Source organism: Microbispora sp. NPDC046973 (assembly GCF_040644495.1).
Taxonomy (GTDB): domain Bacteria; phylum Actinomycetota; class Actinomycetes; order Streptosporangiales; family Streptosporangiaceae; genus Microbispora.
On record NZ_JBEYWQ010000007.1, the window covers coordinates 321,298 to 335,325 of the forward strand.

Genomic DNA, 14,028 nt, shown 5'->3' on the forward strand with positions numbered 1-14,028 from the left:
CATGCCGAGGTATCTGATCCGCCGGCTCGGCCAGGCCGTCCTGGTCGTGGCCGGCGTGATCGTCCTCACGTTCGCCGTCATGCGCCTGGTGCCCGGCGACCCGGCCGTGGCGTACGCCGGGCCGAAGGCGACGGCGGCCGAGCTCGCCGAGGCCCGGCGGCGGTTCGGCCTGGACGACCCGCTGCCGGTGCAGCTGTGGAACTACGTGCGCGACCTGCTGGGCGGCGACTGGGGAACCAGCCTGCACACCCGGCAGCCCGTGCGCGACGACCTCTTCCAGGCGTTCCCCGCCTCCCTGGAACTCGTGGGCGCGGCGCTGGTCATCGCCCTGGTCGCGGGCATCCCACTGGGGATCGCCGCCGCCCGCTACAAGGGCCGGCTGCCCGACCTGTCGGTGCGGCTGTCGTCGATGCTGGCCGTGTCGGTGCCGGTGTTCTGGCTGGCGCTGGCCCTGCAGACGGTCTTCGCCAGCGGGCTCGGCTGGTTCCCCGTCGCCGGGGAGTACGACGCGTCGCTCGACCGGACCAGCCCCCTGCACCTCTACACCAACATCACGGCCGTGGACGCGCTGATCACCGGCAACTGGCCGATCCTCACGAGCACGCTGTCCCATCTGGTGCTGCCCGCCCTGGTGATCGCGGCGTACCCGGCCGGGGTGGTCGCCCAGATGACCAGGGCCGCCCTCATCGAGGAGTCGTCGCGCGACCACGCCCGGCTGGAGCGCGCACTCGGTTTCGGGGAGACCGCGGTGCTCACCCGGTTCGCCCTGCGGCCCGCGCTGAACCCGGTGCTGTCGCTGATCGCGCTCGTCTTCGCGTACTCGATCGTGAACGGTTTCCTCGTGGAGGCCGTGTTCAACTGGCCGGGCCTCGGCCGGTACGCCGCCGACTCGATCCGCTCGCTCGACACTCCCGCCATCGCCGGGGTCACGCTGCTGGTCGCCGTGCTGTACGTCATCGCCAACCTCGCCGTGGACCTCGTCCAGGGCGTGGTCGACCCGAGGGTGAGGGCGCGATGACCGCTCCGGCCCTGACCGCGTTCCGCCGTACGCCGCTGCGGCGCCTGGCGGGGGTGGACCGCCTCGCGGTGGCGGGGGCCGTGCTGCTGGGCGTCGTCGTGCTGGCGGCGCTGCTCGCGCCGTGGATCGCCCCCTACCCGGAGGACGGCGGCTCGGCCACGCATCCCCTGGAGGCGCTGCTGCCGCCGAGCGGCGCCCACTGGTTCGGCACCGACCAGGTCGGCCGCGACGTGCTCAGCCGGGTCCTGTTCGGCGCCCGCACCTCGCTGCTGATCGCCGTCGCGGTGCTGGCCGTCAGCGGCGTCGCCGGCGTCGTCCTGGGAGTGGTCGCCGGGTACGCCGGCGGCTGGGCCCGCGATGTGATCATGCGGGTGACCGACGTCTTCCTCGCCTTCCCCGCGCTGCTGCTGTCGCTGGCGCTCGCCGTGGTGCTCCAGCCGAGCGTGACCACCGTGATCGTCGCGATCGCGGTCACCTGGTGGCCGTGGTACGCCCGGCTCACGGCGTCGGTCGCCGCGTCCGTGGCCACGCGCGGGTTCGTCGACTCCGCGCGCTGCCTGGGCGTGCCCGCCCCGCTCATCGTGCTGCGGCACGTGCTGCCGAACTCGCTCACGCCGGTGCTCGTCCAGCTGTCGCTGGACGGCGGCGGGGTCATCCTCACCGCCGCCGCGCTGTCGTACCTCGGGCTGGGCGCCCACGAGCCGACCTCGGAGTGGGGCCTGATGGTCCAGCAGGGCCAGTCGCTGTTCACCACCGACTGGTGGGTGGTGACCTTCCCCGGCCTCGCCATCCTGGTCACCGCGTTCTCGTTCAACGTGCTCGGTGAGGGGCTGAGGGCGAGGCTGTCGCGATGACGTTGATCAGCGTGAAGGACCTCGTCGTGAGGATCGGCGACCGGGTGATCGCGTCGGTTCCCGAGCTCGACGTGGCGGCAGGGGAGTGCGTGGCGATCGTCGGCGAGAGCGGGTCGGGGAAGACGACCACCCTGCTCAGCACGCTCGGCCTCGTCCACGGCGCGGACGTCTCCGGCCGGATCACCGTCGGCGACGTGGACGTGCTCACCGCGAGCCCGGCCCGGTTGCGGGAGATCCGCGGCTCGCGGGCCGCCCTGGTGATGCAGAGCCCGCAGGCCGCGCTCAACCCCACCATGCGCCTGGGCACGCTCATGCGCCGCGCGCTCGCCCGCCACGGCGTCAAGGGCGCGGACGCGCGGGAACGGGCAGAGGAAGGGGTCCGGGCGGTGCTGCTCGACCCGGAGATCCTGCGCCGCTACCCCCACCAGGTGTCCGGTGGCCAGGCGCAGCGGTTCGCCATCGCGCTGGCCCTCGCACTCGGCGCGCAGGTCGTGCTGGCCGACGAGCCGACCAGCGCGCTGGACGTGACCGTGCAGGCCGAGGTGGTCGCGGTGCTGCGCCGGCTGCGTGACGAGCGCGGACTCGCCGTGCTGCTGGTCTCCCACGACCTCGCGCTGGTCTCCACGATCGCCGACCGGGTCGTGGTGATGCGCGACGGCGCCGTGGTGGAGAGCGGGCCCGCCGCCGAGGTCTTCGCCCGGCCGGGCGACCCCTACACCCGTGAGCTGATCGCCGCGGTGCCCGCGTTGCCGGAACCCGCTGACTTCGACGAGGGGGAGGGGGCATGACTCTGCTCGCCGCCGAGGGAGTCACCCTCGCCTACGGCACGACCGCCGTGGTCCACGACGTGAGCCTCGCCGTGGACGAGGGCGGGGTGGGCCTGATCGGGGAGAGCGGCTCGGGCAAGACCACGCTCGCCCGCGCCCTGCTCGGCCTCATGCGGCCGCGCTCCGGCGTCGTCCGGTACGGCGCCGGCGACCTGGCCGGGCTCGGCAGGGCGGGCCGGGCCGAGTTCCGCCGGGCCGTGCAGCCGGTCTTCCAGGACGGCAGCGAGGCGCTCGACCCCCGCATGACGGCCGGGGCGTCGATCAGTGAGGCCCTGACCACCCACCACCGCATGTCCAGAGCCGAGCGGCGGGACCGGGTCGCCGCGCTCCTCGCCGACGTGGGCCTCGACCCCGCGCTCGCCGCCCGCAGGCCGCACGAGATGTCCGGCGGCCAGCGGCAGCGGGTGGCCATCGCCCGCGCCCTGGCCGTGGAGCCGCGCCTACTGGTGCTCGACGAGCCCACCAGCGCGCTCGACGTGACCGTGCAGGCCAGAATCCTCGACCTGCTGGAGAGGCTGGCGGCGGAGCACGGGCTCGGCTACCTGCTCATCACGCACAACCTCGGCGTCGTGGGGCGGCTGTGCCGTACGTCGTCGGTGCTGTTCGCCGGGCGGGTCGTCGAGTCCGGCCCGACCGGGGAGCTGCTCACCCGGCCGGCCCATCCGTACACCCGGGCGCTGCGCGACGCGGTGCCGCGCCTGGGCGGCGAGCCGCCGCGCGCGGCCGGGCGGACCGAGGCGGCCGCGGCGGCGACGGGGTGCCCGTTCCGGCTGCGCTGCCCTCTCGCGGTGGACCGCTGCCGGGAGGAGACGCCGCAGGCGCGTGAGGTCGAGGGGCGTAAGGTGGCATGTCACCGCGCGGAGGAGGTGCTGACCACCCCGGGCTCCCCGGCTCCGCGCGTCCCCCACGGAGGTGAGACCCCCGATGCGCCGCGTCAGTGACCTGCTCAGGACGCCCGCGGGCCGCAGGCTGACGCTCGTCGCCGGGCCCTGGGACGCCAGGGAGGTCGGCAGCGTCGTCCTCGTCGACGAGATGCGCGAACTGGCAGCGGCGGCCCCAGGCGCGCTGGCGATCCTGTCCCGCCACGCCATGCGGTCGTGCGACGTGCTCGACGCGCTGCGCCTGGCCGGACGCGGCGGCCTGGCCGGGATCGTGCTGCCCGGCCCCTCGGGCACCACGCCCGAGACGGTGGAGCTGGCCAGGCGGGAGCAGGTCGCGCTGCTCGCCGGCGCCTCCGACCACTCGCTGTCGGACACCGTGCTCGGCCTCAGCGCGGCCGTACGCGCCGACCCCGGGCTGCTGCTGCGCCGTACGCGCGAGGCGATCGACGGCATCGGCGCGATGGAGGGCGCGGGCGAGGACGACATCCTGCGCGCGGCGTCCGCCTCCGTCGGGGTCGCGTACGTGGTCGCCGGCCTGGCCGACCCGGCGGCCAACGCGACCGTGATCCGGGTCGGCGGCCGGCCGGACGGCTACGTGTGCTGGGAGGGCGAGGACCCGGCGGCGGCGATCGTCGCCCAGGTCGTCGCGACCACGCTCGGCCGGGTGCGGGCCGCCGCGCGGCAGGCGGAGGCGGCCCGCGAGCGCGCGCTGCTGGCCCTGCTCGGCGCCAAGGACATCCGGACCGCCGCCCGCCGCGCCCGGCACGAGGGCGTCCCGGTGGACGGCTGGCATGTCGCGGTCTTCCTGCGCGACCCCGGCGGGGACGCGACCCCGGGGGCGGCGGATCCGGTGCTCCGCGAGGCGCGCGGGACCGCCGCGGCGCTCCCTGGCGCGCTGGGACTGGGTCATCCGGGCCTCGGTGATCTGGGCGTCGGGGGGACGGCCGACCTGTCCGCGCCGCCGCTGGTCACCCGGTGGCAGGACGGCGTGCTCGTGCTTCTCACCGCCGACGAGCGGATGACTCTCGGCGCAACCCCGCCGCACCCGCCGTCACCACTGGCGCCGTCAGCGCTCTGGCCGTCGATGGCGGGAGCCGGGGCCGTGGGAGCAGGGGTCGGCACCTGCCAGGCGGGGCCGGACGGGCTTCGCCGTACGGCCTCGCAGGCACGCGCGGCCGCCGCCCGCGCCGCGGCGGGGGAGGTCGTGCGGTTCGACCGGCTCGGGGTCCACGCGCTCCTCGCGGAGCTGAGCGGCAGCGAGAGCGCGCTGGTCGCCGCCCGCGACATGCTCGCCCCGCTGGAACGCCTCGGGGCGCTCAGCGCCCAGGCGGTGCCCACGCTGAAGGCCTACCTGGACAGCTGGGGCTCCCGCACCAGGGCGGCCGAGCTGCTCAGCCTGCATCCCAACGCGGTGGCCCACCGGATCAGGCGCATCGCCGAGGCGCTCGACGCCGACCTGTCCGACCCGCAGACCCGCTTCGCGCTCCAGCTCGCCTGCCATGTGGTGCTCGACCACGACTGTCTCCCGGGGACAACAACGCCGATCTCGTCGTCGTGAGGACACATCGACGCGGCGCGCGGCCGCATCTACGTTGCCAGGCATGACAACGGTCATCGGAGTGGACGTCGGCGGCACCTTCACCGACCTCGTTCTGCACGACGCCGCGACCGGCGAGATCAGGGTCGCAAAACAGCCCACCACGCCGTCCGCACCGGAACGCGGGGTCCTCGCCGCGGTCGACGCGGCGGTGCCGGCGGACCTGCTCGCCCGCTGCCGCCACTTCGTGCACGGCACCACCGTGGGACTGAACGCCCTGCTCGAAAGGCGCGGCGCGACCGTCGGCCTGATCACCACGGCCGGGTTCCGCGACGTGCTGGAGATCCGCAGAGGCGACCGCGACGACCCCTACGACCTGTTCTGGACGCCGCCGCCGCCGCTCGTGCCCCGTCGGCTGCGCCTGGAGGTGACCGAGCGGGTGGCCGCCGACGGCTCGGTCGTCCGCGACCTGGAGCCGGAGGACGTGCGGCGGGCCGCCGAGGCCTTCGCGGCCGAGGGCGTGGACGCCGTCGCGATCGTGCTGGTCAACTCCTACGCCAACCCCGCCCACGAGGCACGGGCGGCCGAGCTGCTCAGGCAGGCCGGGTTCGCCGGACCGGTCTCGCTGTCGCACGAGGTCTCGGGGGAATACCGGGAGTACGAGCGCACCTGCACCACCGTCGTGGACGCCTTCGTCCGCCACCGCATGGGCCCCTACCTGCACAACCTCGACCGCGAGCTGCGGGCGAGGGGTTTCGCCGGCGAGCTGCTCGTGACCCGGTCAGGCGGCGGCGCGCTGGCGCTGGCCGAGGCCGCGGCCCGGCCGTTCGAGACGATCCTGTCCGGCCCCGTGGCCGGGGCCGCCGCCACCGCCCGCCTGACCGCCTCCCTCGGCCCCTCCCTCGGCCCCTCCCTCGGCATCGGCACGGCCGTCGCCGCCGACGTGGGCGGCACCAGCTTCGACACCGCGCTCATCGAAGACGGGCGGCTCCCGCTGCTCTACCAGGGCGAGGTCGTCGGCCTGCCGCTGCAGAGCCCCTGGGTGGACGTGCGGTCGGTGGGCGCGGGCGGCGGCTCCGTGGCGTACGCCGACGCGGGCGGTCTGCTGCGCGTCGGCCCGCGCAGCGCGGGCGCCGACCCCGGGCCCGCCTGCTACCAGCGCGGCGGCACCGAGCCCACGGTGACCGACGCCGCCCTGCACCTCGGCATGATCCCCCGCGGGCACATCTCCGGCGGCATCGAGCTGTCCGAGGACGCGGCGGCCCGCGCGCTGGCGCCGCTCGCGGGCCCGACCGGCATCGACGGCGTGGACGCGGTCGCGGTGGGCGTGGTCAGGATCGCCGCCGCGCACATGGCGCAGGCCGTGCGAGGCGTGACGGTGGAGCGGGGCGTGGACCCGCGCGGCGCGGCCGTCGTCGCCTTCGGCGGCGCCGGGCCGGTGTTCGGCTGCCTGCTCGCCGACGAGCTCGACGTGGACACCGTGGTCGTGCCGCCCAACGCGGGCAACTTCTCCGCCGTCGGCCTGGTGCAGGCCGACATCGTGCGGTCGGCCGCCCGCACGATGGTGCGTCCCCTGGACGACGAGGCGCTCCCGCTGGTGGAAGGGGTGGCGCAGGCGCTGTTCGAACGGCTCGCGCAGCCCGAAGCCGTACGCGAGGTGGACCTCGACCTGCGCCACCGGGGGCAGGAGCACACGCTGACGATCCCGGTGCGGCTCGGCGAGGACGACCTGGCGGCCGTGTCCGCCCGGTTCTCCGAGGCATACCACCGGGCCTTCGGCCACACCCTGCCCGACCCGCTGGAGATCGTCACCGTACGGGCGACCGGCAGGGTGGTCCTCGACACGGACCGCCCACTGGTGCCGGCCCCGCCGTCCGGCGAGGGCGGGCGGGGGACGACGCGGCTGTGGTCGTTCCGCCGGGGCGCCTGGACCGAGGCCCCGGTCGTACGGCGGGAGGACCTGGACGGCGTGGCCGAGGGCCCGCTGCTGGTGGTGGAGCCGACCGCGACCACCTACGTGGACGCCGGATTCGCGGCGGAGGCGCACGAGAGCGGCTGCCTCCTGATCACACGGAAGGACCGCCCATGACCATCGTGCGCACCCGATACGCGGAGGTCCACCCCGGCCTGGGCGACGGCGCCGACCCCGTGACCACCGAGATCATCCGGCAGGGCCTCAACGCGGCCGCCGACCAGATGAAGCAGTCGCTGATCCGCACGGCGTTCTCGCCGATCATCTACGAGGCGCTGGACTTCGCCGTCGCCTTCTACGACGCCGACATGTGCATGCTGGCGCAGGCCCCGACGCTGCCGGCGTTCATGGGCACCCTCGGCTTCTGCGTGAGGGAGGCCGTCGAGGGCGTCGGCGGTCCCGCCGCGCTCAGCCCCGGCGACGTGATCCTCTACAACGACCCGTACGGCACCGGCTCCCACCCGCAGGACGCGGCGATGGTGGTGCCGATCTTCCACGACGACACGCTGGTCGCCTACTCGGCCATCAAGGCCCACTGGCTCGACATCGGCGGCAAGGACCCCTACTGCACCGACACGGTGGACGTCCACCAGGAGGGCACGATCTTCCCCGGGGTCAAGCTGTACGACGCCGGGCGGCTGGTCAGCGACGTCTACCGGATGATCCTGGCCAACAGCCGGATGCCGGAGATGGTCATCGGGGACATCAACGCGATGGTGGCCGGGGCCCGGACCGGGGCGGAGGCCCTCGGCGCGCTGGTGCGGCGGCACGGCCTCGGCACCTTCCGCCGCTGCGTCGCCCGCATGTACGCCCACGGCGAGGCGCTGGTGCGCGGCTGGTTCGAACGGCTGCCCGACGGCGTCTACCAGGCGTCCAGCGTCATCGACTCCGACGGCGTGAACGGCACGCCGATCCCGTTCGGCGTCCGCGTCCTCGTGGACGGCTCGTCGGTGACCGTCGACCTGACCGACTGCCCCGACCAGGTCGGCGGGCCCGTCAACTGCCCGCTGCCGTCCACCGTGGCGGCCGTCCGGATCGCGGTGGCGTTCCTCGCCGGGGCGGGAGAGCAGCCCAACGAGGGCCACTTCCGCCCGCTGGAACTGATCACCCGGCTCGGCTCGCTGTTCCACCCCGTACGGCCGGCGCCCTGTTTCATGTACGGCATCCCCTCCGACCACGCCATCGAGCTGATCATCAGGGCGCTGGCCGAGGCCGTGCCGGAATCGGTGCCCGCCGCCAGCGGCGGGGACATCAACGCCCTGGTGTGGTGGGGCAACCGCGAGGCGACCGGCGAGCCGTGGGCCGACGGCGCGCCCCATCCGGTGGGCCAGGGCGCCTCGCCGTCGGCCGACGGCGCGAGCGCGCTCATGTACATCTCGGAGTCGGCCACCCGCTTCACCCCCGCCGAGGTGTGGGAGGCGCGCAACCCCTGGCGGATCGAGCGGCTCGCCTTGGCCGAGGACTCCGGCGGGCCGGGCCGTCACCGCGGCGGCCTGGGACTCGACCTGTCCTTCCGCATCCTGGAGGACCAGTACCTCACCGCGGGCCTGGCCAGGACCGCGCTTGCGCCCTGGGGTCTGGAGGGCGGCCTGCCCGGCCGGCCCAACCGGCTCACGGTGGAGTATCCCGACGGGCACGCCGAGGAATTCTCGCTGAAGACGCGGATCTTCCTGCCCAAGGGCGCGGTCGTGCACCTGCGCACCGGCTCGGGCGGCGGGTACGGCCCGCCGGAAGAGCGCGACCCCGAGGCCGTGCGCGCCGACCTGCGGGAGGGATACATCACCTCCGAGCACGCCGCACGGCACTACCCGCACGCGCTCTGATCCGGCGCTTTCAGCGCCGGAGGAGGGTCACAGCGCGCGCAGGCCGCTGATCACCTCGGTCAGGATGCCGGGGGTCGGGAAGCGGGCGACGTTGGCGGGTGGGCGCACCTGGACGAGACCCTGCTCGTGGAGGTCGCCCACCAGCACCCGTACGACGCCGAGCGGCAGGTCGATCGCCGCGGCGATGTCCGCCAGCGACGCCGGGCGGGCGCACAGGCTGAGGATCATCCACTGCTCGGGACCGAGGCTCACCGGCGTGGGCCCGCCGGTCGCGGTGACGATGGCGACGAGGTCGATCTCCTGGCTGGAGGGCCGCACGCGTCCGCGGGTCAGGGCGTAGGCCGGCACGATCGGCCCGGCCTCCTCGTCCAGCCACTGGTCCTGCATGCGTTCGGTCACTTTCGGTCCTCCTCGCCGGTGTTCTCGTTCTCCTGCGGCCCCCGTTGCAGCGAGGCGAGGATGATGTCCTCCGGGGTGACCTCTCCCGCGGCGAGACGGGCGAGATCGGGATCCTTGGGGCCAACCATGAGCACGGATGGGATCAGCACGATGGCGGTCGTTCCTCCGTAGGGCGAGGGCCGCAGGGTCACGCGGATATCCCGCCGCGCGGCCAGGCGCGCGACGACGAACAGTCCCATGCGGTCGGTGTCCGCGATGTCGAACTCCGGCGGGTTGGCCAGACGCTCGTTCAGCTCGGCGAGCCGCTCCTTGGTCATGCCGAGCCCGCGGTCCTCGATCTCGACCGCGAAGCCCATGCCGACGAGTTCGCCGCGCACGGACACGGAGGTGTGCGGCGGCGAGAAGATCGTGGCGTTCTCGATCAGTTCGGCGATGAGGTGGATGACGTCGGCCACCGCGGCGCCGTCGAGCCCGTGGTCCTCCATCGGCAGCACGTTCACCCGGGCGTAGTCCTCCACCTCGGCCGCGGCCCCGCGTACGACGTCGTACATCGGGACGGGCTTGCGCCAGGCGCGGCCGGGGGCGTTGCCCGACAGGATGATCAGGCCCTCGGCGTGGCGGCGCATGCGGGTCGTCAGGTGGTCGAGCCGGAACAGCTCCTCCAGCATGTCCGGGTCGGTCGTGTGGCGCTGCATGCCGTGCAGCTGGGTCCGCTGCCGGTGCAGCAGCGTCTGGCTGCGCCGCGCCAGGTTGAGGAAGACCTGGCTGACGCCCCGCTGCAGGCGGGCCTGCCCGATGGCGGCCTCCACGGCGGTCTCCTGCACGGTCGAGAAGGCCCGGCCCACGTCCTGGATCTCGGCGGTCCCGCCCGCGGTCTGGAGCGCGGGCGCCTCGGTGGCCACGTCGACGTCGTCGCCCCGCTTGAGCTTGGTCAGCACGCCCGGCAGCCGCTTGTTCGCGAGGTCGAGCGCGGCCTGCCGCAGGTCGGCCAGCTCGCGGGCGAGGCGTCCGCCGACCCGCAGCGAGATCAGGATCGAGGCGATGACCGCGAGGAGACCGAAGCCCCCGACCAGCACGGCCCGCCGCAGGATCGAGTCGGCGATCGGCGCGGCGCGCTCGGCGAGCAGGGCCGCCGCCTCGGTCTGCGCCTTCTGGAACGACTCGGCCAGGTCGTCCGAGGTCGACTGCCACACCCGCTGCGTACGCGCGGAGAGCTTGGGCGCGGCGATGATCTGCTCTTCCTGCAGCCGCAGCCGCTGGTAGAGGGGAGTGGTGATCAGGTTGACGTGGAGCTGCCGCAGGCCGGCGTCCAGCTCGGGCAGCGCCTGGTCGATGAGGAAGCGGCGGTTGCCCACGAGCTGGGTGAACAGCTTGCGTTCCTCGTCGGTGAGGCCGGACCCGCCGGCGGCCGCCTCCAGCGCCTGCTCCCGGGTCAGCAGCTCCTTGGCGTACCCGAGCGAGATCACCACGCGCGACTGCTGGTAGATCGGGATGTCGTCGATCAGCGCCAGGCTGTAGTGCATGCGGTAGATCGAGTCGCTGACCAGGTTGTAGGTCTCGAGGGCGTACAGCCGCTGGGAGAGCCCTTCGTCGATCTCCGCGCGGATCTCGTCGATCCTGCTGAGCCCCGCCAGCATCTCGTCGACCTGCGTGCGCATGGCCGGAGTGGTGGCCGAGCGGGAGGCGCTGGACAGGGCCAGCGTGCGGACCTTCTCCCTGGTCTTGTCGGTCTGCTGGCGCTGCAGGACCATGGCGTCGCGCTCCGTCGTCCGGTGCGAGCCGAGGTACCGGGCCGTGGCCAGGCGCTCGGTCTGCAGGTCGACGATCAGGGAGTCGGCGGGCCGCCGAAGCGTGGACCACAGGGTGTTGTACGTACGCAGGCTCAGGCTCTCGCCGATCGTGACGCCGGCGGTGACCGCCCACAGGGCGACCAGGGAGAAGAGCGGCACCAGCAGCAGGCCGATGAGCCGGGACCTGATCGGCCGGTCACGCCTGCGCGGACTCATGGCACCTCGCCCAGTGAGGAACAAGCCTCACATAAAACCCTTTTGAGACAGGGATCAAGACTAGCAGTGGGGTGGGCCGGATGAGGGACGTGTGATCGGTTAGCCGGAAATATCATGTCCAATCGTGATCTTGCAGTAGCGTCGATCATGGTGGACACGGAAAGGACCCGCACGCATGCGCCGTTTTCTCGTGCTGGGAGTGATGGCCGTGCTGGCCCTCGCGGGATGCGGCGGAGGTGAGGTCCCGGAGATCTCGGCCGCGAACCTCCCCTCGACGAAGGACTCGACCTTCGTCTACCTGTCCAATCTCGACATCGTCACCGACTGGGACCCCGCGAGCTCGTACTCCAACGAGATCATGTCGATGCAGAACATCTACGACTCGCTGACGTCGTACAACCCCCGCACGCGCAGGGCCGCGCCGCGTCTGGCCGAGCGCTGGCAGGCCTCGTCGGACGGCAAGATCTGGACGTTCACCCTGCGGTCCGGCATGGTCTTCCACACCGGGCGGCCGGTGGACGGCTCCGCGGTCAAGGCGTCCATCGAGCGCACCAAGCGGATGGGCGCCGGTGCGGCCTACGTCTGGGACTCCGTCCAGCAGATCACGGTCAAGGACTCGCTCACCGTGGAGTTCCGGCTCAAGTACGCCGCGCCGCTCGACCTGATCGCTTCCTCCGACTACGCGGCCTACATCTACGACACCCAGGCGGCGGGCACGGGCGACCTCAAGAAGTGGTTCCAGTCCGGCCGGGACGCCGGCTCGGGGCCGTACACGGTGGCGAGCTGGAAGAAGGGCCGCGAGAAGGAACTGGTGCTGCGCGCCTTCGACCGCTACTGGGGCGGCTGGGAGGGCCCGCACTACCGGAACATCGAGTTCCGCGTGACGCCCGACCTCGACCGGGCGTACCGGCTGCTGCTGCGCGGCGAGGCGAGCTACGTGCGACGGCTCAACCCCGAGCTGTTCCGGCGGGCCCGCGCGACCGCGGGCGTGCGCACCCTCCAGGTGCCGTCGTTCCAGAACATGCTCGTGCTGTTCAACACCGCCTCAGGCCCGCTGGCGGACGTACGGCTGCGCAAGGCGGTGCAAAAGGCCGTCGACTACGACGGCCTGATCGCCGCACTCAAGGGAGCGGGGGCGCCCGCCTCCGGTCTGGTGCCCGAGGGACTGCTCGGGCACACGCCCGGTCTCACCCAGAAGCAGGACATGATCGGAGCCGCCGCGCTGCTGAACGAGGCGGGGTACGGCCCGGGCGGCAAGCCGCTGCGCCTGACGCTGACGTACGCGCAGGGAGACGACGACGAGGAACTGCTCGTGCGCAGGCTCAGGAGCGCGCTCGCCGAGCTGAACGTCCAGCTCGACGCGAAGGCGATGCAGTGGACCCAGCAGTGGGACCAGGGCAAGTCCGCCGACCCGGCCAAGCGCCAGGACATCCTCGTCATGTACTGGTGGCCCGACTACGCCGACGCGTACTCGTGGTTCCTCAACGTCTTCCACAGCGCGGAGCCGGTGTCCTTCAACCTCACCTACCTCAAGGACAGGGACGTCGACGCGAAGATCGACCGCCTGCCGTCACTGCTGACGAACGACCGTCGCGCCGCGGAGAGGGCGTACGCCGAACTCCAGCGGAAGCTCATCGAGGAGGAGGCCGTGGTGGCGGTGCCGTGGGTGTCCAACTACCAGCGGGCCTACCTGGGCAACGTCCAGGGGTACACCGACAACCCGGCCTACCCCAACGTCGTCTTCGTGCACGAGCTCATCCCCGGCGGCTGAGCCGTTCAGCCCCGCAGACTGCGGCTGACTCCGCCGCACAGTGGGCCGCGGGCGGCGCGGGACCGCCGGGGGCCCGCCGGCTCGTCGAGGTGGGCGAGCATGGACTGCGCGGCCACGGCGTCCGACAGGATCCGCTGCGCCTGCTCACCGTCGGGAAGCTGCCCGTGCTCGGCCAGCTCGTGCTGGAGGAACGTGAGCGGCGCCGGGTGCCCGGCGGCGTCCGCGGCCACGGTGGCGCGAGCGGCGGTCAGCAGAGCGAGGTAGTGCGACCGCATGATCGCCTCGCGGGTTCGCAGTTGCTCCAGATCGTCGAGCAGGGAGTGCGCGAGCTCGAGCAACTCGCTCGGCCGCGGCGGCTCGGCGGTGATGTGGGCACGGATGTCGTCGAACTCCGACCGCATGATGATGGCCACCTCCAGCGACGGAAGTCCGGGCGGCCGGGTTGGCGCCGTACGGGGACTTCCGCATCGTCTTCGTAGCGCGGGGCGATTGCGAGCGGCTTGACGTTCGGTTGCGTGGGAAGGCGGCGGCCACGTGGAGCCGTCGCGGAACGCGGGAACGACGGCCGTTCGCGGCTGTCGTCCCTCACGTCGTGCCTCCCCGATCGTCCGTGCCGTGCCGGCTGATCGCCGCGGCGCTAAGTAGATGCCTGAGAGACGGATCTGGTTGTCCCGCTCGCCCGCCCGTTTTGCCACGAACGGGACGTGGTGCACGCTCCCGGCCACGACCTGCGGGAATAGCCGCCACGGAGTGGTGTGTTGAGAGGACGCCTGGGCGCCGGATTCCGGACGCCGGGCCGGCGCGGCGGGGAATAGCCCGCGCGGTGGGGGCGTTGTTCTCGTACTGGGTCATGGCGGTGCCGGACCCTGGTAATCTTGTGGTGTCGGCGCGGTTCGGCGCACTCCTCTTCGATCACTTCGGTGGTTGTGTTGTGTGTGCG

At 73.1% G+C, this 14,028-nt stretch carries 11 protein-coding genes; 8 read left to right on the forward strand and 3 right to left on the reverse strand.

Annotation, left to right across the window (positions count from 1 at the left end):
- The first annotated feature begins 1 nt into the window (after position 1).
- From ABZ860_RS17020 to ABZ860_RS17050, 7 genes are read left to right on the forward strand one after another with little or no spacing between them, the layout of a single operon-like run.
- A complete protein-coding gene (locus ABZ860_RS17020) occupies positions 2-1,018 on the forward strand; it encodes an ABC transporter permease (protein WP_357220761.1) in 1,017 nt (338 codons plus the stop codon).
- Positions 1,015-1,872, forward strand: a complete 858-nt coding sequence (locus ABZ860_RS17025) for an ABC transporter permease (RefSeq protein ID WP_357220762.1) — start codon at positions 1,015-1,017, stop codon at positions 1,870-1,872. The genes ABZ860_RS17020 and ABZ860_RS17025 overlap by 4 nt, the downstream gene beginning before the upstream one ends.
- Positions 1,869-2,660, forward strand: a complete 792-nt coding sequence (locus ABZ860_RS17030) for an ABC transporter ATP-binding protein (RefSeq protein WP_357220763.1) — start codon at positions 1,869-1,871, stop codon at positions 2,658-2,660. Before ABZ860_RS17025 ends, ABZ860_RS17030 begins: the two co-directional genes overlap by 4 nt.
- Positions 2,657-3,640 (forward strand): ABC transporter ATP-binding protein, encoded by a 984-nt coding sequence (locus ABZ860_RS17035; protein WP_357220765.1) that lies wholly within the window; start codon positions 2,657-2,659, stop codon positions 3,638-3,640. Before ABZ860_RS17030 ends, ABZ860_RS17035 begins: the two co-directional genes overlap by 4 nt.
- Entirely contained in the window at positions 3,624-5,138 is a 1,515-nt protein-coding gene (locus ABZ860_RS17040; protein WP_357220766.1) for a helix-turn-helix domain-containing protein, read from the forward strand. The genes ABZ860_RS17035 and ABZ860_RS17040 overlap by 17 nt, the downstream gene beginning before the upstream one ends.
- 43 nt (positions 5,139-5,181) lie before the next feature.
- Positions 5,182-7,206 (forward strand): hydantoinase/oxoprolinase family protein, encoded by a 2,025-nt coding sequence (locus ABZ860_RS17045; RefSeq protein WP_357220767.1) that lies wholly within the window; start codon positions 5,182-5,184, stop codon positions 7,204-7,206.
- Complete coding sequence (locus ABZ860_RS17050; protein ID WP_357220769.1) at positions 7,203-8,912, forward strand: hydantoinase B/oxoprolinase family protein; 1,710 nt, start codon at positions 7,203-7,205, stop codon at positions 8,910-8,912. Before ABZ860_RS17045 ends, ABZ860_RS17050 begins: the two co-directional genes overlap by 4 nt.
- A 27-nt stretch (positions 8,913-8,939) precedes the next feature.
- Here ABZ860_RS17050 and ABZ860_RS17055 read toward each other — a convergent pair whose 3' ends face one another.
- Together ABZ860_RS17055 and ABZ860_RS17060 are read right to left on the reverse strand one after the other, a co-directional pair.
- Positions 8,940-9,311: a DUF742 domain-containing protein gene (locus ABZ860_RS17055; protein WP_239109313.1), complete on the reverse strand. Its 372-nt coding sequence runs from the start codon at positions 9,309-9,311 to the stop codon at positions 8,940-8,942.
- Complete coding sequence (locus tag ABZ860_RS17060; RefSeq protein ID WP_357220771.1) at positions 9,308-11,317, reverse strand: nitrate- and nitrite sensing domain-containing protein; 2,010 nt, start codon at positions 11,315-11,317, stop codon at positions 9,308-9,310. Before ABZ860_RS17060 ends, ABZ860_RS17055 begins: the two co-directional genes overlap by 4 nt.
- Before the next feature lie 175 nt (positions 11,318-11,492).
- Here ABZ860_RS17060 and ABZ860_RS17065 point away from each other — a divergent pair, with 175 nt between their 5' ends.
- Positions 11,493-13,088, forward strand: coding sequence for an ABC transporter substrate-binding protein (locus ABZ860_RS17065; RefSeq protein WP_357220773.1), 1,596 nt, complete (start codon positions 11,493-11,495; stop codon positions 13,086-13,088).
- A gap of 5 nt (positions 13,089-13,093) precedes the next feature.
- Here ABZ860_RS17065 and ABZ860_RS17070 read toward each other — a convergent pair whose 3' ends face one another.
- Positions 13,094-13,489 carry a hypothetical protein gene (locus tag ABZ860_RS17070; RefSeq protein ID WP_357220776.1) on the reverse strand — a complete coding sequence of 132 codons (396 nt, stop codon included), beginning with the start codon at positions 13,487-13,489 and terminating at the stop codon, positions 13,094-13,096.
- Positions 13,490-14,028: the final 539 nt, after the last annotated feature.